The sequence below is a fragment of the Arthrobacter horti genome (assembly GCF_030731045.1).
GTDB classification, from domain to species: Bacteria; Actinomycetota; Actinomycetes; order Actinomycetales; family Micrococcaceae; genus Arthrobacter_E; species Arthrobacter_E nanjingensis.
In genome coordinates, this window is record NZ_JAVALS010000005.1 from 1 (window position 1) to 16837 (window position 16837).

Genomic DNA, 16837 nt, shown 5'->3' on the forward strand with positions numbered 1-16837 from the left:
CAGATCACCACGAACTGGAAACAAGCCCTCGCCCAACTCGCCCTGGCCTACCCCGACCGAATCCAGCCCTACCTCTAGAAACCCGGCAACGCCCCGCTTACACAAACAACTTGACAGGCTCGCACCCGATCGACCCGGACACCGCGAGGATTCTGGCCGGTGGTGTGTCTGCGTGGAACCGGGTCCTGACCGACCCCATCACGGGGGCGGTGTTGGCCGTGGACCGGTACCGTCCCAGCGAAGACCTCAAACGGCTCCTGCACGCCCGGGACTCCCGCTGCCGCTTCCCCGGCTGCAACCTCCCCGCCAACGAGCTCGACCTGGACCACACCCGGGACGCCGCCCACGGCGGCCCCACCACCCTGGGCAACCTCGCCGGACTCTGCCGCCGCCACCACGTCCTGAAACACCAGAGCCGCTGGACCGTCCGGCAAGTAGGACTGCCCAACAGGGACGCGGAGAACGACGGCCCCCGTGCCACGATCGCCCAGAGAATGGGCCTCAAAATCGGCGCAGGCGCAGGCGCAGGCCCAGGCAATGGCACGGGCACAGGCAATGGCTTCAGACCGCCGCACGGCCCCGGGATCCTCGAGTGGACCAGCCTCACCGGCCGCAAACACCACGACCACCCACCGACCCCGGCCACGCACACCAGACAGCCCCGGATGCCCGCAGGCCCGGAGCGGAACCACCCAGACCCAAGTCACGGTGGAGCGGCTCCCCGTGGATCAGCTCCTGGAAATTCAGACCCGCCGCCCTTCTGAGTCGCCCCTCAGGGCGCGAGCCGTCGCCTGCGTCCTCACTCCCTGCTCCGTGCCAGGCCGTGCCGAGTGTCGGCTTTGCCGACATCACCCCTGCCCGGCATCACCCTTGGCCGGGCTGCCGAAGAGACACGCAGGCTTCGATGATCCCTCGGCTCTACTGTTCGGCCCCGTCTGTCAGCGCTGCCGCGTGATTCCGACCGATAATTTCGCATCGAGCGGTTGCATCTCGGCCGCGTCGGCTCGATCGCCTCAATGGAGACCCTGAGCGCCTCGTCCTTCCGTCCCGCGCTGTGCAGCGTGAGTGCCAGGAACACCGCGTGGGCCGCGCCGACGGATTCATGAGCGGGCGCATCCCGCAGCATCCGCAGCGCCTCATCCACCCGTCCAAGATTCCTCAGGGTGGAGGCGTGCTGGATCGCCAGCTGTGCCGCTCGGGCCCGGTCGATCCCGGCCAGCCCAAGATCAGCAGCGGCGGCGTACTGCACGTCAGCGTCGGCCTCCCGTCCACCCGAGTCGAAAACACCGCCCAGCTCGAACGCTCCCAGCGCCGGATGCGGCGCCTGATCCGCGAGCGCACGCATCCGTTCGATCCGGTCCTCCGGTTCCAGCACAGCATCGGACCACAGTTCGGAAACAGCCGCTTCCCACTCGCCAGGGCTCATGCGAGCATCCTAGAACCCCTCTCCTCCGCCGTGAGACTGCCCACCGGGTCCCCTGGGGATTAGGCTTCAACCATGCTGATCGTCACTACGAATGATGTCCCCGGTCACCGCATCGACGCCGTCTTCGGCGAGGTCATGGGCCTGACCGTCCGCTCCCGCGACATCGGGTCCCAATTGGTCGCCGGCTTCCGCTCCCTCGGCGGCGGCGAACTTCCCGAGATGACCAAGGCCCTCTACGAGAGCCGCCAGGAGGTCATGAGCCGCATGGTCAACGAGGCCCAGCAGCGCGGCGCCAACGCGATCGTCGCGATGCGCTTCGACACCTCGGAGATGGGCGGCAACTGGACCGAGGTCTGCGCCTACGGCACGGCCGTCTACATCATCCCCCTCAAGGAGGGCGAATCCGGCGCCACAGGCCAGTCCGTCTACCTGACACAGCAGGGCCAGCAGCCGAACAACGAACCCGGCAACACCCAGCTGTGAGCCCCACGAACGCCGCGCCGCGCCTCATCCTCGCCTCCAAGTCCCCCGCCCGCGCCAAGCTCCTCACGGAGGCGGGCATACGATTCGAGGTCCTGGTCTCCGACGTCGACGAGGACGCCGTCACCGCCGCGGCCGGCTCGCCGACGCCCGCGGAGACCGCGTTCCTCCTCGCCAAGGCCAAGTCCGAGGCCGTCGCCGCCCTCCCGGCCGCCCGCGGCGCCTTCATCCTGGGCTGCGACTCCGTCTTCGAGTTCGACGGCGAGGCACACGGCAAGCCCTACGAGCCCGACGCCGCGGTGGAGCGTATCGCCCGCATGAGCGGGCGCGAAGGCGTCCTCCACACGGGCCACTGGCTGATCGGCCCGGCACCGATCCGTCCCGGCACCGCTCCCGACGGCGGCTCAGGCATACTCGGCTCAGGCATCCTCAACTGCGCCGGCCTCGGCGAAGTGAACAGCGCCACCGTCCGTTTCGGCACCATGGAGCGCCAGGAGATCGAAGCCTACGTCGCCACGGGTGAGCCCCTGCACTGTGCCGGATCGTTCACCATCGACGGGATCGGCGGCGCGTTCATCGAGTCGGTCACCGGTGACCCACACACCGTGGTGGGCCTGTCCATCTCCACGCTGCGCACCATGCTCGCAGACTTCGGTCTCAGCATCACCGAATTCTGGGACCACTGAGCCCCGATCGCGCCATCCTTTGTAGGACTCCTACAAAGGATGGCGCATTCACGCGCGGAATTCGCCAGCAATCTCGGCGGAACCCGCCAAGGCGTACTAAGGTCAGTCTGAGTTGCCAATTCCTTAGGAGTTCCCTGCCATGACCCAGCTGAGCAAGGTGCTGATCGCCAACCGCGGCGAGATCGCTGTCCGCGTCATCCGCGCCGCCCGCGACGAGGGCATCCAGTCCGTCGCCGTGTACGCCGACCCCGACCGCGACGCCCTGCACGTCAAGCTCGCCGACGAGGCCTACGCCCTGGGCGGCAACACCGCCGCGGAGTCGTACCTGGTCATCGACAAGCTCCTCGACGTCGCCCGCCAGTCCGGCGCCGACGCCGTCCACCCCGGCTACGGCTTCCTGGCCGAGAACGCCGAATTCGCCCAGCGCGTCATCGATGCCGGCCTGACCTGGATCGGCCCCTCCCCCGAGGCCATCGACGCCCTCGGTGACAAGGCCAAGGCCAAGCACATCGCCCTCGCCGCCGGCGCCCCCCTGGCCCCGGGCCTCAAGGACCCGGTCAAGGACGCGGACGAGATCATCGCCTTCGCCCAGGAGGCCGGCCTTCCCGTGGCCATCAAGGCCGTCTTCGGCGGTGGCGGCCGCGGCCTGAAGGTCGCCCGCACGCTCGAGGAGATCCCGGAGCTCTACGAGTCCGCCGTCCGTGAGGCCGTCACCGCCTTCGGCCGCGGCGAGTGCCTCGTGGAGAAGTTCCTGGACTCCCCCCGCCACGTCGAGACCCAGTGCCTGGCCGACGCCCACGGCAACGTCGTCGTCGTCTCCACCCGTGACTGCTCCCTGCAGCGCCGCAACCAGAAGCTCGTGGAGGAGGCCCCGGCCCCGTTCCTCACGGAGGAGCAGAACCGCCGCCTCTACGAGTCCTCCAAGGCGATCCTGAAGGAGGCCCGCTACCAGGGCGCCGGCACCTGCGAGTTCCTGGTGGGCCAGGACGGCACCATCAGCTTCCTCGAGGTCAACACCCGCCTCCAGGTGGAGCACTGCGTCTCCGAAGAGGTCACCGGCCTGGACCTGGTCCGCGAGCAGTTCCGCCTGGCCCGCGGTGAGGAACTCGGCTACGACGACCCCGAGGTCCGCGGCCACTCCTTCGAGTTCCGCATCAACGGCGAGGACGCCGGCCGCAACTTCATGCCGGCCCCCGGCACCGTGGAGACCGTCACCTTCCCCACCGGCCCGGGCGTCCGCGTCGACTCCGGCATCCAGGCCGGCGAGGTCATCAGCGGCAACTTCGACTCCATGCTGGCCAAGCTGATCGTCACCGGCTCCAGCCGCGAGCAGGCCCTGCAGCGCTCCCGCCGCGCCCTCGCCGAGCTGGACATCACCGGCATGCCGACCGTGACCCCGTTCCACCGCGCCGTGGTCTCCGACCCGGCCTTCGCCCCGGCGGAGGGCCCCTTCCAGGTCCACACCCGCTGGATCGAGACGGCGTTCGTCAACGACATCGCACCGTTCGACGGCGTCCCCGGCGCCGCGGACGACGCCGAGCCGCGCCAGAGCGTGGTGGTGGAAGTCGGCGGCAAGCGCCTCGAGGTCTCCCTGCCGGCGTCGTTCGCCTCCGTCGCCGCGGCACCGGCGAAGAACGGCAAGGCCCGCAAGCCGAAGAAGAGCACCACCCGCGGCGGCGCCGCCGGTGGCGCCGCGAGCGGCGACGACCTGACCTCGCCCATGCAGGGCACCATCGTCAAGGTCGCCGTGGCCGACGGCGACGTGGTGGCCGAGGGCGATCTGGTGGTTGTCCTGGAGGCCATGAAGATGGAGCAGCCGCTCACCGCCCACAAGGCCGGCACCATCACCGGTCTGACCGCCCAGCCGGGCGAGACCGTGACGGCCGGCGCCGTGCTGGCCACCATCGCGGACTGAACACAGACTGAACTGAATACAGACACACGGAAGAGGCCCGGGCATCGCCCGGGCCTCTTCCGCATTCAAGAGCCACTCAGCCCCTGTGCAGGTGCCGGCGGTTCAGCTCCTCGAGCTCCTCGTCGCTCAGTTCGTCGATGCGGCGGGCGTCCGCCCGGTCCGCCCGCTGGAAGCGGACCATCATGAGGATGATGAGTGGCAGGTCCACCACCTCGGCCACGAACCAGAGCAGATCGCCGGCCAGTTGCTGGTCGCGCAGCGCCCCGGGGAACCACGGCAGCGCCCCCTGGACCGCGCCGGTCACGCCGTCCAGCACCGTCGGGGACAGGCGCAGCATGATGCCCGGGATGGCATCCGCGAGCAGTTCGATGAAGACGTAGATGAACGCCACCACCATGACGGCGCTGCTGGCGGGACGCTCCTCGCCCTCCAAGGCCGGCAGAACCAGCAGCAGCCCGAGCAACGGAGCCAGCAGGGTCAGGAGGACGGACGCGACGGCGCTGCTGCGCATGGTGTAGAGCCCGGGTCCCAGGAGCGAGGCGAACAGGGCCAAGCCCAGCAGCGGCGCCACCACGGGATGGGAGAGGAAGCGCACTGGTCTGCCGCCCATGAAGGCGTCCACGCGGCGTCGTCCGTTCTCCCCCAGCGTGAGACGTGCGAGCGACAGCGGTCGCCCGGCGCCCAGCAGCAGCGGGACCACGAACACGTATCCGGTGAGCTGCAGGATGAAGGCCCAGCGCAGCTGCGGCGCGTACACGCCCGGGAAGCCGCACGCCAGGTACAGGAACAGCAGGAGCCCGGTCACGAAGGCGACGGTCCGGAACGGGTTCCACGCCGTCCGGCCGCGGCTGAGCACTGTCAGCCCCCGCACATAGAGCACCAGCACGACGGCGGCGAGCAGCAGCGCGGGGATGTTCAGTTTCCAGGACAGGAGGATTTCACTGAGCGGTGGCATTCCGGACGGGCCCTTCTTCGGCGGCCCTCCCCAGGGCCGGGTGCATGTCCGAGTGACAGTCCAGTTTAAGCCACAGCCTGGTTCAAGCCCACGACCTCAGGCCGGATCAGGCCACGTTGTCCTCAAAGTCGTCGCCAGCGGTCTCCCGCGTCAGGAACAGCGCCACGAGCGTCAGCACGGCGGCCAGGCCCAGGTACAGGCCCACGAGCCAGGTGCTGCCGTGAGCGGCCTGCCACAGGGCGATCGCCACGAAGGAGGCGGGTGCCGCGCCGATGACACTGGAGAGGTTGTAGGCCACGGCGGAGCCCGTGTACCGGACATTGGACGGGAAGAGCTCCGGCAGATAGGCGGCCATGGGTCCGAACGTCAGACCCATGAGGGAGAGACCCACCACCAGGCCGATGCCCGCAGCACCCGCGCCTAGCCCCGGGGCGAACATGAGGCTCCACACCAGGCCGAAGACCAGGATGCCTCCGGTGACCCAGAGGAGGAACTTCCGCCGGCCGAACTTCTCTGCCAGGGGCCCGGAAACCACGGTGAAGATCCCGAAGAACACCGCGCCGAGGATCAGCAGCCACTGGAAGAGGCCCTTGTCGATGCCCATGCCCGGTACGAAGGCCGCCTCATTGAAAGCCTTGCCCGCCTTGGCGGCGGCCGCGGCGGCCTTCGCTGCCGTGTCCGGCGCGGTGCCGTAGCTCAGGGTGAACGTGGTCATCAAGTAGAAGAGCACATAGGTGGCGAGCATGATGAACGTGCCGGCCAGCACTGGACGCCAGTGGTACTTGAAGGTCGCGGCCAGCGGAACCTTCGCGACCTTGTCCTCCGCCACCACCTTCTGGAAGGACTGGGATTCCTCCAGCTTCAGGCGCACGTACAGACCCACGGCTACGATGACGGCGGAGAGGATGAACGGCACGCGCCAGCCCCAGTCGATGAACTGCTGCGGCGTGAGCCAGCTCTGCAGTGCCACGAAGATCAAATTGGACAGGATCAGACCGATCGGGGCGCCCAGCTGCGGGAACGTGCCCCAGATGGCACGCTTGCCTGCCGGGGCGTTCTCCGTGGCCAGCAGCGCCGCGCCGGACCACTCGCCACCCAGCGCGATGCCCTGAGCGAAGCGCAGCAGCACGAGCGCGAGCGGCGCCAGGACCACCCAGCCACCGGCGGCCGGAGGCAGGAAGCCGATGAGGAATGTCGCGATGCCCATGGTGAGCAGGGACGCCACCAGGGTGCCCTTGCGGCCGATGCGGTCGCCGAAGTGGCCGAAGATCACAGAGCCGATGGGACGGGCGAAGAAAGCGACGCCGAAGATGGCGAAAGCGCTCAGCAGGGCGTTGATGTCCGTGGCGTTCGGGAAGAACAGCTTGGGGAACACGAGCGTGGACGCGGCCGCGTAGGCGTAGAAGTCGTAGAACTCGATGGTGGTGCCGATGAGGCTGGCGAAGATGACCCGGCCCCGGGTGTTGGCAGACGGAGCGGATCCGGGCGCCACGGGGGAGGCTGCGGAGGATGACATGACTGCGGCTTCCTTGTCGATGCGAGTGCGGACCGCCCGCCCCCCGCTTGCGGCCGCATGGTATGAATCGCTGTCCAGCCTAGTCAGACCAGTCCACCTGCCGGACATTCGGTCTCAATATTTGAGACTGGGCTACCGCCGGACACGGCCTCGTCGATGGCTTCCGCGAGGCGGCCCGGCATGGAGAACTGGGGCCAGTGGCCGGAGCCCAGGCGGACCACCTCGAAGGAGTCGATCCTCTCGGCTTCGTCCTTGAACGAACCCCACTGCTCGAGTTCGGTCCGGAGCTGCTCGGCATCCATGGCGCCGGAGAGGACTGTCACCGGGATCTGATAGCGTCGCTCGTCGCTCAGGCTGATCGGCTCATGAGGCACCCGCTCCGGCACGCTGAGAGCCGCCGCGGCCACGCGCTCCTTGTCGGACCCCGGGATGTCGGAGGTCTCCGCCTCGGGGAAGAAGTCCCAGCCGGGGAACGGGATGACCCCGTCCACCACCTGGAACTCGGAGATCCATGCGCCGGGCGGCGGCGGGACGGTGTCCACGAAAATGACGCGGGACACTTGACCGGGACGCGCGTCGGCCGCACCCCACACCACATTGCCGCCACCGCTGTGGCCCACCAGGGCGACCGGTCCACCGGTGCCGTCCACGGCGTCGTCGATCGCCTCAACCGTGGCGGCGACCCAGTCGGCGATGCCGATCGAGGAGGACTCGGCCGCGGGCGCACCCGTGCCCGGCATGGTCAGGGCGCGGGCGTGATGCCCCGCAGCCTGCAAGCCGGGAAGTACGGCGTCCCAGGAGGACGCGTCGAGCCAGAGTCCGGGTACCAGAATGAGCTCCATGGCCCCAGCGTACGCCGGGGCTCTGACAGGAAAAGCAACCGGAATGTCAGCGGGTCACATGTGCACGTGCAGGCGCCGTGCAGCCTCACCGATCGATCCGGTGAGGGACGGGAACACCGTGAAGGTCGCGGCGATGTCGTCCACGTGCAGCTTCTTGGTCACCGCCAGCGCGATGGGGAAGATCAGCTCGGACGCGTTCGGGCCCACCACGACGCCGCCGATCACCGTGCCCGATCCCTTACGGGAGATGATCTTGACGAAGCCGTCCTTGGAGTTGCGCATCTTGGCACGCGGGTTGGACTTCAGCGGCAGCATGACCACATCGCCCTGGTAGCGCCCGGTGGCCAGATCCTTCTCCGAGACGCCCACAGAGGCGATCTCCGGGGAGGTGAAGATGTTGGAGGCGACCTCATTGAGCTTGAGCGGCTTCACGCCGTCGCCCATGATGTGCGCGACGGCGATGCGCCCTTGCATGGCCGCCACGGAGGCCAGCGCGAAGACGCCGGTGCAGTCACCGGCGGCGTAGATGTTCGGGGCGGTGGTGCGGGAGACGCCGTCGACCTTGATGTGGCCGGCGTCGTTGAGCGCCACGCCGGCGTTCTCCAGGCCGATGCCCTGGGTGTTGGGGATGGAACCCACGCACATGAGGCAGTGGCTGCCGGTGACCTTGCTGCCGTCGCCGAGCGTGACGACCACGCCTTCCTCGGTCCGCTCCACCTTCTCGGCCCGCGAGCGCGAGAGCACGCGTACGCCACGGCGTTCGAAGACCTCCTCCAGCACATCCGCGGCGTCGCTGTCCTCGCCCGGGAGCACCTGGTCGCGGCTGGAGATCAGGGTGACCTTGGAGCCCAGGCCGTTGTAGGCGGAGGCGAACTCGGCGCCCGTGACGCCGGAGCCCACCACGATGAGTTCCTCCGGCAGCGTGGTCAGGCTGTAGAGCTGGGTCCAGTTGAGGATGCGCTCCCCGTCCGGCTTGGCGCTCGGCAGTTCACGCGGGTGGGCGCCGACAGCCAGGATGATGGCGTCCGCGTCCACGGTGCGGACGGAACCGGACTTGGTGGTGACCTTGACGGTGCGGCCGTCCTGCAGGACGCCCTCGCCGATCATGATCTTGACGCCGCCCTCTTCGAGGCTGTGGCGGATGTCGTCGGACTGCTCCTGGGCCAGCTCCATGACACGGGCGTCGATGTGCTCCAGGTCCGCCACCATGGTGGGGGCGTCATTGTCCGCATCGAAGCGGATGCCCAGGGAATGCGCCTCGGACACGCGGCCCATCAGATCGCCCACGGCGATGAGGGTCTTGGAAGGCACCACATCCGTCAGGACGGCGGAACCGCCCAGGCCCTTCCGCTCGATGACGGTCACCTTGGCGCCCAGGGAAGCGGCCACCGCGGCGGCTTCGTAGCCGCCGGGGCCACCGCCCAGGACGACGATACGGGGCGCGGTGAAATCAGGATGCGTGCTCACAATCTCCCATTCTGTCGCACCCGCCACGGCGGGGCCAGCCACGGAACGGTCTCGGCCCGTCCAGGACCCCTGAAAGTGACCGACTTCACCTCCTCCACAGGCGGCGGCCCCTGCTGGGCAAGTCGCGTACCAGCGAGTACGGTTTTCTGCGTGACTACCTTGGACCTGAACACGATGGACCCCTTCGAAGCCGCGAAGCTCGCCGCCGAGCACATCGCCCGCGAGACCGGGGTGGAACAGCACGACGTCGCCCTGGTGCTGGGCTCCGGCTGGGGCGGCGCCGCCGACCTCATCGGCGAGACCACCCACACCCTCGACGCGGACAGCGTCCCTGGCTTCCACGCCCCTGCCGTCGTCGGCCACACCGGCACCATCCGCTCGGTGCTCACCACGGACGGCAAGCGCGCCCTGGTCCTCGGCGCACGCACCCACTTCTACGAGCGCAAGGGCGTCCGCGCCGTCGCGCACGGCGTCCGCACCGCCGGCGCCGCGGGCTGCAAGACCCTGGTCCTCACCAACGGCTGCGGTGGCCTGAACGAGAACTGGAAGCCCGGCACGCCGGTCCTGATCAGCGACCACATCAACCTCACGGCCGCCTCCCCGCTGGAAGGCGCCACCTTCGTGGACCTGACGGACCTCTACTCCTCCCGCATCCGGAACCTGGCCCGCGAAGTGGACCCCACCCTGGACGAGGGCGTCTACGCCCAGTTCACCGGCCCGCACTACGAGACCCCGGCCGAGGTCCAGATGGCCAAGATCATCGGCGCCAGCCTGGTCGGCATGTCCACCGCCCTGGAGGCCATCGCCGGCCGCCAGGCGGGCATGGAGGTCTTCGGCATCTCCCTGGTCACCAACCTCGCCGCCGGCATCAGCCCGGAACCGCTCAGCCACGCCGAAGTCCTCGAGGCCGGCCAGGCCGCCGGGCCGCGCATCTCCGCCCTGCTGGCCCAGATCATCGGCAAGCTCTGAGCATGACGGGAAGCAACGCGGTGTACGACGACGTCGCGCGGCTGGCGCGCGACTGGGCCGCCACCGATCCGGATGAGGTCACCCGCGAGCAGCTGCACGGGCTGCTCGCCGACGGCTCGGCCGAGGCCGGGGCGGAACTGGCGGACATGTTCTCCGGCACCCTGCAGTTCGGCACGGCCGGGCTCCGCGCCGCCCTCGGCCCCGGACCGATGCGCATGAACCGCGTGGTGGTCCGCCGCGCCGCCGCCGGCTTCGCCGCCTTCCTGAATGAGGCGCTGCTCCGGGACAAGGCGCCGGGCGAGGGCACCCGGCCGCGCGTCGTCGTCGGCTTCGACGCCCGGCACAATTCGGATGTCTTCGCCTTGGACTCGGCGGCGGTCTTCACCGCCGCCGGGCTTGAGGTCCTCCTCATGCCGTCCGCCCTGCCCACTCCCCTCTTGGCGTACGCCGTCCGCGCCCTCGACGCCGACGGCGGCGTCATGGTCACGGCCAGTCACAACCCTCCGCAGGACAACGGGTACAAGGTCTACCTGGGCGGCCGCGCCGTCCCGGAGAACGCCCGCGGCTCGCAGATCGTGGAGCCATACGATGCGCGGATCGCGGCGGCCATCGCCGCCGTCGGGCCGGCGGAAGACATCCCCCTGGCCGGCTCCGGCTGGCAGGTGCTCCCGGAGAGCATCGAGGACGACTACCGGCGCGCCGTGGTCGGCCTCGCCCAGACCGGGCGGTTCCCGGCCCGGGAGCTGAAGATCGTGCTCACCCCGATGCACGGTGTGGGCGGGAGGACCACCGAGGCGGTCCTCCGCGAGGCCGGCTTCGGCGATGTCTCCCAGGTGGAGGCTCAGGCGCAGCCCGACCCCGACTTCCCCACCGTCAGCTTCCCCAACCCGGAGGAGCCCGGCGCTCTGGACCTGGCGCTCCTCCTGGCCGGGGACACGGGCGCGGACCTGGTCCTGGCCAATGACCCGGACGCCGACCGCGCCGCCGTCGCGGCCTTCGACCCGGACGCTGCGGCCGGGGCGGGTGCTTGGCGCATGCTCCGCGGCGACGAGGTGGGTGCGCTGCTCGGCGCACACATGGTGCGGAGGCTGGCTGGCACCGAAAACAGCGGTGACGCGAGCGGCCTGTTCGCCAACTCGATCGTCTCCTCCCGGCTGCTGTCCCGCATCGCCGAGGCCTCCGGGCACGAGCACCGGGAGACGCTCACGGGCTTCAAGTGGATCTCCCGGGTCCCCGGCCTGGTCTACGGCTACGAGGAGGCCCTGGGCTACTGCGTGGCACCGGATCTGGCCCGTGACAAGGACGGCATCTCCGCCGCCCTCCTGATCGCCGAGCTCGCCGCGGACGCGAAGGCCCAGGGCCGCACGCTCTTCGACCTCCTGGACGATCTGGCCCTGGAGCACGGCTTGTACGCCAGCGATCAGCTGAGCGTCCGGGTGGCCGACCTGGGCCTGCTGGGCACCATGATGGCCGGGCTGCGGTCCGCGCCGCCGCAGGAGCTGGGGGGCTCCGCCGTCGTCTCCGCCGTGGACCTCTCCCAGGGCAGCCAGGAGCTGCCGGGCACCGACGGGCTGAAGTACCTCAGCGAGGATGGCACCCGCGTCATCGTGCGCCCCAGCGGCACCGAGCCGAAGCTGAAGTGCTATCTGGAGGTGGTGGTGCCGGTGTCCGGCGCCGACGCGCTTCCGGAGGCCAAGCGGGAGGCACGACGCCGGCTGGACGCCGTGCTGGACGGCCTGCGGTCCGCACTGAACATCACCACACCCGAGAACTGACGAGGAGCCTGACACCCATGGGCACGAACATCGCTTCCTACATCGACCACACCCTGCTCAAGCCGGACGCGAGCCGCGAGGACGTGCTGCGGATCTGTGCCGAGGCCGTGGAGTACGGCTTCAAGTCCGTGTGCGTGAACCCGGTGTGGGTCAAAACCGCCGTCCAGGCGCTCAAGGGCTCCCCGGTGCTGTGCTGCGCCGTGGTCGGATTCCCGCTGGGCGCGACCCCCACGGACGTCAAGGTCTTCGAGGCCCAGGGCGCCGTGGATGACGGTGCCGCCGAGATCGACATGGTCATCAACATCGCCTCCGCCCGGGCCGGTGACTCCGAGGCGCTGGTGAACGACATCGCCGCCGTCGCCAACGCCGTCCACGAGGGCGAGGCGATCCTGAAGGTCATCATCGAGACCGGGCTGCTGGAGGACGAGCAGAAGGTTCTGGCCTGCCAGGCCTCCGTGGAGGCGGGCGCCGACTTCGTGAAGACCTCCACCGGATTCAACGGCGGCGGCGCCACCGTAGCCGATGTGACGCTCATGCGGGCCACCGTCGGCCCCGATCTGGGTGTCAAGGCCTCCGGCGGCGTACGCTCGCTGGAAGACGCACAGGCTATGATTGCAGCTGGTGCCACCCGTATCGGGGCGAGCTCCGGCATTGCGATCGTCAAGGGCGAGCAGGGTCTGAGCGACTACTGAGAAGCCCCGCGCGCGGATCATGAAGGACGCCGTCAGGCGTGAGATGAAGAAAGTTGGGAAGACCATGTCCCGTCCGGTCGTCAAGGAGAACAACACCGCACAGTCGCTGGTGCTGTTCATCATCTGCTTCGCGCTGTTCGCCGGCGCAGTCTACTCCCTGTCCTTCCTGAGCCTGGACAACGCCTGGCCGGCCGCCGTCACCCTGGCCCTCTTCGGCCTGGCGTTCGCCATCCCGCAGCACGTCCTGGGCCGCTCCGACACCATCGCCGAGCTGGAGCGCGTCAAGAAGCAGCAGGAACAGAACTGATCAGCTCCCAGAACTGAACACGAAGGCCCCGGAGGATTCCTCCGGGGCCTTCGTGTTGGGGTCCTTCGTGTTGAGGGCCTTCGTGTTCGGCGCTATTCGGTGAAGAGCGCGTTCAGCACGTTCCGCGCCCATTCCAGGACCTGGGCGTCCGCCAGGTCCCGGCCGCCCACGCGGGCCGTCTTGGGCTTCGGGATGAGGATGGCGTTGTTCAGGGCCGGCTTCACCTGGGAGCCCGGGTACATGCGGTTCAGGCGCATGACCTTGGACTCCGGCAGTGCGGCGGGCGCGAACTTGATGAAGTTGCCCTGCGTGGCGACGTCGGTGAGCCCGACGGCGCGTGCGGCCACCCGGAAGCGCGCCACGTCCAGGAGGTTGACCACGGGAGCCGGCGGCTCGCCGTAGCGGTCCACCAGCTCGGCGCGCACCTCCTCGATGGCCTCCTCCGTGTGGGCGGCGGCGAGCTTGCGGTAGGCCTCCAGCCGGAGCCGTTCGCCCGGGACGTAATCGTGCGGGAGGTGGGCGTTGATGGGCAGTTCGATCTTCATCTCCGCCGTCGCCTCCTCCTTGTCCCCGCGGAACTCGGCCACGGCCTCGCCCACCAGACGGATGTAGAGGTCGAAGCCGACGCCCTGGATGTGGCCGGACTGCTCGCCGCCCAGGAGGTTGCCCGCGCCGCGGATCTCCAGGTCCTTCATGGCCAGCTGCATACCGGCACCGAGTTCGTTGTGCGCGGCCACGGCCTTCAGGCGCTCCAGCGCCACCTCGCCCAGCGGCTTCTCTGACGGGTACAGGAAGTATGCGTAGGCGCGTTCCCGGCCACGGCCCACCCGGCCGCGCAGCTGGTGCAGCTGTGAGAGGCCGTAGCCGTTGGCGCCGTCGACGATCAGCGTGTTGGCGTTGGAGATGTCCAGGCCGGTCTCGATGATCGTGGTGCAGACCAGGACGTCGAAGCGCTTCTCCCAGAAGTCCACGATGATCTGCTCCAGGCGGGATTCGCTCATCTGGCCGTGCGCCACTTCGACGCGGGCCTCGGGCACCAGCTCACGGATGCTCGCCGCGATACGGTCGATCGAGGAGACCCGGTTGTGCACGAAGAACACCTGGCCCTCACGCATGAGTTCGCGGCGGACCGCGGCGGAGACCTGCTTGTCCGTGTACGGGCCCACGTACGTCAGCACCGGATGCCGTTCCTCCGGCGGTGTGGCCAGGGTGGACGTCTCCCGGATGCCCGTCAGGGACATCTCCAGGGTGCGCGGGATCGGCGTGGCGGACATGGCCAGGACGTCCACATTGGTGCGCATCTTCTTCAGCGCTTCCTTGTGCTCCACCCCGAAGCGCTGCTCCTCGTCGATGATCACCAGGCCGAGGTCCTTGAACTGGACCTCCTTGGACAGGATGCGGTGCGTGCCGATCACCAGATCGACGCTGCCGTTCTTCACGCCTTCCAGCGTGTCCTTGGACTCCTTGGCCGTCTGGAAGCGCGAAAGCACCCGGACCCGCACCGGGAAACCGGAGAAGCGTTCGCTGAACGTCTCGAAGTGCTGCTGGGCCAGCAGCGTGGTGGGCACCAGCACCGCCACCTGCTTGCCGTCCTGGATGGCCTTGAACGCGGCACGGACGGCGATCTCGGTCTTGCCGTAGCCGACGTCGCCGGAGACCAGGCGGTCCATGGGGATCTCCTTCTCCATGTCCGCCTTGACCTCATTGATGGTGGTCAGCTGGTCCGGCGTCTCGATGTACGGGAACGCCTGCTCCAGTTCCCGCTGCCAGGGCGTGTCCGGGCCGAAGGCGTGGCCGCGGGAGGCCATGCGGGCCGAGTACAGCCGGATGAGCTCCCCGGCGATCTCCTTGACCGCACGGCGCGCCTTGGACTTGGTGGACGCCCAGTCGGAACCGCCCATCTTGCTCAGCGTGGGGGTGTCGCCGCCGACGTAGCGGGTCACCTGATCCAGCTGATCTGTGGGGACGAAGAGCCGGTCCCCCGGGGCGCCGCGCTTGGACGGCGCGTACTCCAGGACCAGGTACTCGCGCACGCCCTCTGCGCCGGCGGTCTTGCGCTGCACCAGCTCCACGAACTTCCCGATGCCGTGCTGCTCGTGCACCACGAAGTCCCCGGCATGCAGGGAGAGGGGGTCCACGGCGTTTCGGCGCCGGGACGGCATCTTCCGCATGTCCTTGGTGCCGCCGCGTGCGCTGGAGCGGCCGAGCAGATCTGCCTCGGTGAGCAGCCCGAACTTCAGCTCCTCCAGCACGAAGCCGTGCCCGGCCTCGGCCGTGGTGATCTCGATCAGTCCGGGGGCGGGCGGCTCGGCCAGGCTGTCCACGCGGGCGCACGGCACGTCGGCGTCGTGGAAGAGCTCCGCCAGGCGCTGCGCCGGGCCGGGTCCGTCCGTGACCACCACCAGACGCCAGGCGTCCTTGATCCGGGAGCCGATGAACTCGAGCATCTCCCTCACGTCGCCGCGGTAACCGCGCGGTTCGCGGGCGCGCAGAGCCAGCACGTCGACGTCGTGCCCCAGCTCCTCATCCACTCCCAGCGTGGAGACGTCCCACCAGGAAACGCCGTTGCCCTGCGCATCGGTGCGGGTGTCCGCGAGCGTGCGGAAGCTCGCCTCGTGCAGGAGCGCCTCCGGGTCCAGGCCCAGGTCCAGCGGTGCGGCGCCGCCATCCGAGGCCGTGGACCAGGCGGCCGCCAGGAACTCCTCATTCGTGGCGATCAGGTCGTGGGCGCGCAGGCGGACCTTCTCCGGCTCGATCATGAGCGCGATGGACGCTTCCGGCAGCACGGAGACGAACGGCACCATCGAATCCACCAGGACCGGCGCCAGGGACTCCATGCCCTCCACGGCCACCCCGCCGGCGATCTTCTCCAGCATGTCCGCCGCGCCCGGCATGCTCTTGCCGAGCTTCGCCGCGCGGGACATCACGGACGGGGTGATGAGCAGCTCGCGGCACGGCGGCGCCCACAGCACCACCGGGTGGGCGCCGCCGTCCGGCAGGTGCAGCGAGCGCTGATCGGCGACGGCGAAATAGCGCATCTGTTCCACTTCGTCGCCGAAGAACTCGATGCGGATGGGGTGGTCCTCGGTGGGCGGGAACACGTCCAGGATGCCGCCGCGCACGGCGAACTCGCCGCGGTGCGTCACCATGTCCACGCGGGAGTACGCCGCACCGGCCAGGCGGCGGACCAGTTCCTCGAACGGCTCCTGTGTCCCCACGCGGACCAGGACGGGTTCCAGATCGCCCAGGCCTGCCACGATCGGCTGCACGACGGCGCGCACGGGCGCGACGACGACGCGCAGCGGCGTGGGAAACGCCTCCGGATGGGCCAGGCGGCGCAGCACGGTCAGGCGACGGCCCACGGTGTCCGAGCGCGGCGAGAGCCGCTCATGCGGGAGCGTCTCCCAGCTGGGGAACTCGGCGACCTCCTCGGCCGGGAGGTAGGCACGCAGCGCGGCGGCGAGGTCCTCGGCCTCGCGCCCGGTGGCCGTCACGGCGAGCACGACGGCCTGGCCTTCCCCATCCTTCAGGCCGTCCACGAGTTCGGCGACGATGACCGGATTCAGACCGCTGGGCGCACCGAGATGGTAGTCGTCGCTCCGGCGGGTGCCCTGGGCCGCGGAGACCCTGAGGTTCCCGAAGGCGGGATCCTCCCCGAGGACGGTGCGGACCCCGGCAAGCTGGGCCTGATGGGTGGCGGGAGTGGTGGCGGAACCGGCGGACGAGGTGCGAGGACTCATGCTGGCGTGCTGCTTTCCTGGCGGGTGGGTGAGTGGTGTCGCCGTGGGCCCCGGGGCTGCGTGTCCC

Annotated in this window: 14 protein-coding genes; 8 read left to right on the top strand and 6 right to left on the bottom strand. The window is 69.4% G+C overall.

Annotation, left to right across the window (positions count from 1 at the left end):
* Positions 1 to 110: 110 nt before the first annotated feature.
* Positions 111 to 764: an HNH endonuclease signature motif containing protein gene (locus Q9R02_RS09020; RefSeq protein WP_305996345.1), complete on the top strand. Its 654-nt coding sequence runs from the start codon at positions 111 to 113 to the stop codon at positions 762 to 764.
* Between the two features lie 35 nt (positions 765 to 799).
* On the opposite strand, the gene Q9R02_RS09025 is transcribed toward Q9R02_RS09020, so the two are convergent.
* Positions 800 to 1426: a tetratricopeptide repeat protein gene (locus tag Q9R02_RS09025; protein ID WP_305996346.1), complete on the bottom strand. Its 627-nt coding sequence runs from the start codon at positions 1424 to 1426 to the stop codon at positions 800 to 802.
* 72 nt (positions 1427 to 1498) lie between these two features.
* Between Q9R02_RS09025 and Q9R02_RS09030 the strand changes: the two genes are divergently transcribed.
* The 3 genes from Q9R02_RS09030 to Q9R02_RS09040 all read left to right on the top strand — a co-directional run bounded on the left by Q9R02_RS09030 (position 1499) and on the right by Q9R02_RS09040 (position 4507).
* Positions 1499 to 1909 carry a YbjQ family protein gene (locus Q9R02_RS09030; protein ID WP_305996347.1) on the top strand — a complete coding sequence of 137 codons (411 nt, stop codon included), beginning with the start codon at positions 1499 to 1501 and terminating at the stop codon, positions 1907 to 1909.
* Positions 1906 to 2592: a Maf family protein gene (locus Q9R02_RS09035; RefSeq protein ID WP_305996348.1), complete on the top strand. Its 687-nt coding sequence runs from the start codon at positions 1906 to 1908 to the stop codon at positions 2590 to 2592. Before Q9R02_RS09030 ends, Q9R02_RS09035 begins: the two co-directional genes overlap by 4 nt.
* A gap of 139 nt (positions 2593 to 2731) precedes the next feature.
* Positions 2732 to 4507, top strand: coding sequence for an acetyl/propionyl/methylcrotonyl-CoA carboxylase subunit alpha (locus Q9R02_RS09040; RefSeq protein ID WP_305996349.1), 1776 nt, complete (start codon positions 2732 to 2734; stop codon positions 4505 to 4507).
* Positions 4508 to 4583: 76 nt separating this feature from the next.
* On the opposite strand, the gene Q9R02_RS09045 is transcribed toward Q9R02_RS09040, so the two are convergent.
* The 4 genes from Q9R02_RS09045 to Q9R02_RS09060 all read right to left on the bottom strand — a co-directional run bounded on the left by Q9R02_RS09045 (position 4584) and on the right by Q9R02_RS09060 (position 9287).
* The gene (locus tag Q9R02_RS09045) at positions 4584 to 5462 is read right to left on the bottom strand and encodes a cytochrome c oxidase assembly protein (RefSeq protein ID WP_305996350.1); all 879 of its coding nucleotides are present in this window, start codon (positions 5460 to 5462) and stop codon (positions 4584 to 4586) included.
* A 106-nt stretch (positions 5463 to 5568) separates the two neighbouring features.
* Positions 5569 to 6978, bottom strand: coding sequence for an MFS transporter (locus Q9R02_RS09050; protein WP_305996351.1), 1410 nt, complete (start codon positions 6976 to 6978; stop codon positions 5569 to 5571).
* An 83-nt stretch (positions 6979 to 7061) separates the two neighbouring features.
* Entirely contained in the window at positions 7062 to 7820 is a 759-nt protein-coding gene (locus Q9R02_RS09055) for an alpha/beta fold hydrolase (protein WP_305996352.1), read from the bottom strand.
* Positions 7821 to 7874: 54 nt separating this feature from the next.
* Positions 7875 to 9287, bottom strand: coding sequence for an NAD(P)H-quinone dehydrogenase (locus Q9R02_RS09060; RefSeq protein ID WP_305996353.1), 1413 nt, complete (start codon positions 9285 to 9287; stop codon positions 7875 to 7877).
* Positions 9288 to 9461: 174 nt separating this feature from the next.
* Here Q9R02_RS09060 and Q9R02_RS09065 point away from each other — a divergent pair, with 174 nt between their 5' ends.
* The 4 genes from Q9R02_RS09065 (at position 9462) to Q9R02_RS09080 (ending at position 13030) form a co-directional block, all read left to right on the top strand.
* Complete coding sequence (locus Q9R02_RS09065) at positions 9462 to 10256, top strand: purine-nucleoside phosphorylase (RefSeq protein WP_305996523.1); 795 nt, start codon at positions 9462 to 9464, stop codon at positions 10254 to 10256.
* A 2-nt stretch (positions 10257 to 10258) separates the two neighbouring features.
* Complete coding sequence (locus Q9R02_RS09070; RefSeq protein ID WP_305996354.1) at positions 10259 to 12031, top strand: phospho-sugar mutase; 1773 nt, start codon at positions 10259 to 10261, stop codon at positions 12029 to 12031.
* Positions 12032 to 12048: 17 nt separating this feature from the next.
* Positions 12049 to 12723 (top strand): deoxyribose-phosphate aldolase, encoded by a 675-nt coding sequence (gene deoC / locus Q9R02_RS09075; RefSeq protein ID WP_305996355.1) that lies wholly within the window; start codon positions 12049 to 12051, stop codon positions 12721 to 12723.
* A 64-nt stretch (positions 12724 to 12787) separates the two neighbouring features.
* Positions 12788 to 13030 (top strand): hypothetical protein, encoded by a 243-nt coding sequence (locus Q9R02_RS09080; RefSeq protein WP_305996356.1) that lies wholly within the window; start codon positions 12788 to 12790, stop codon positions 13028 to 13030.
* A gap of 92 nt (positions 13031 to 13122) precedes the next feature.
* On the opposite strand, the gene mfd is transcribed toward Q9R02_RS09080, so the two are convergent.
* Positions 13123 to 16770 (bottom strand): transcription-repair coupling factor, encoded by a 3648-nt coding sequence (mfd, locus tag Q9R02_RS09085; protein ID WP_305996357.1) that lies wholly within the window; start codon positions 16768 to 16770, stop codon positions 13123 to 13125.
* Positions 16771 to 16837 lie beyond the last annotated feature (67 nt).

Excerpts from the sequence above, each read along its gene's own strand:
- Q9R02_RS09055 (WP_305996352.1), bottom strand. The coding sequence starts at position 7,820 with ATGGAGCTCATTCTGGTACCCGGACTCTGGCTCGACGCGTCCTCCTGG.
- Q9R02_RS09025 (WP_305996346.1), bottom strand. The coding sequence starts at position 1,426 with ATGAGCCCTGGCGAGTGGGAAGCGGCTGTTTCCGAACTGTGGTCCGAT.
- Q9R02_RS09040 (WP_305996349.1), top strand. The coding sequence starts at position 2,732 with ATGACCCAGCTGAGCAAGGTGCTGATCGCCAACCGCGGCGAGATCGCT.
- Q9R02_RS09045 (WP_305996350.1), bottom strand. The coding sequence starts at position 5,462 with ATGCCACCGCTCAGTGAAATCCTCCTGTCCTGGAAACTGAACATCCCC.
- Q9R02_RS09050 (WP_305996351.1), bottom strand. The coding sequence starts at position 6,978 with ATGTCATCCTCCGCAGCCTCCCCCGTGGCGCCCGGATCCGCTCCGTCT.
- deoC (WP_305996355.1), top strand. The coding sequence starts at position 12,049 with ATGGGCACGAACATCGCTTCCTACATCGACCACACCCTGCTCAAGCCG.
- Q9R02_RS09030 (WP_305996347.1), top strand. The coding sequence starts at position 1,499 with ATGCTGATCGTCACTACGAATGATGTCCCCGGTCACCGCATCGACGCC.
- Q9R02_RS09080 (WP_305996356.1), top strand. The coding sequence starts at position 12,788 with ATGTCCCGTCCGGTCGTCAAGGAGAACAACACCGCACAGTCGCTGGTG.
- Q9R02_RS09065 (WP_305996523.1), top strand. The coding sequence starts at position 9,462 with ATGGACCCCTTCGAAGCCGCGAAGCTCGCCGCCGAGCACATCGCCCGC.
- Q9R02_RS09070 (WP_305996354.1), top strand. The coding sequence starts at position 10,259 with ATGACGGGAAGCAACGCGGTGTACGACGACGTCGCGCGGCTGGCGCGC.
- mfd (WP_305996357.1), bottom strand. The coding sequence starts at position 16,770 with ATGAGTCCTCGCACCTCGTCCGCCGGTTCCGCCACCACTCCCGCCACC.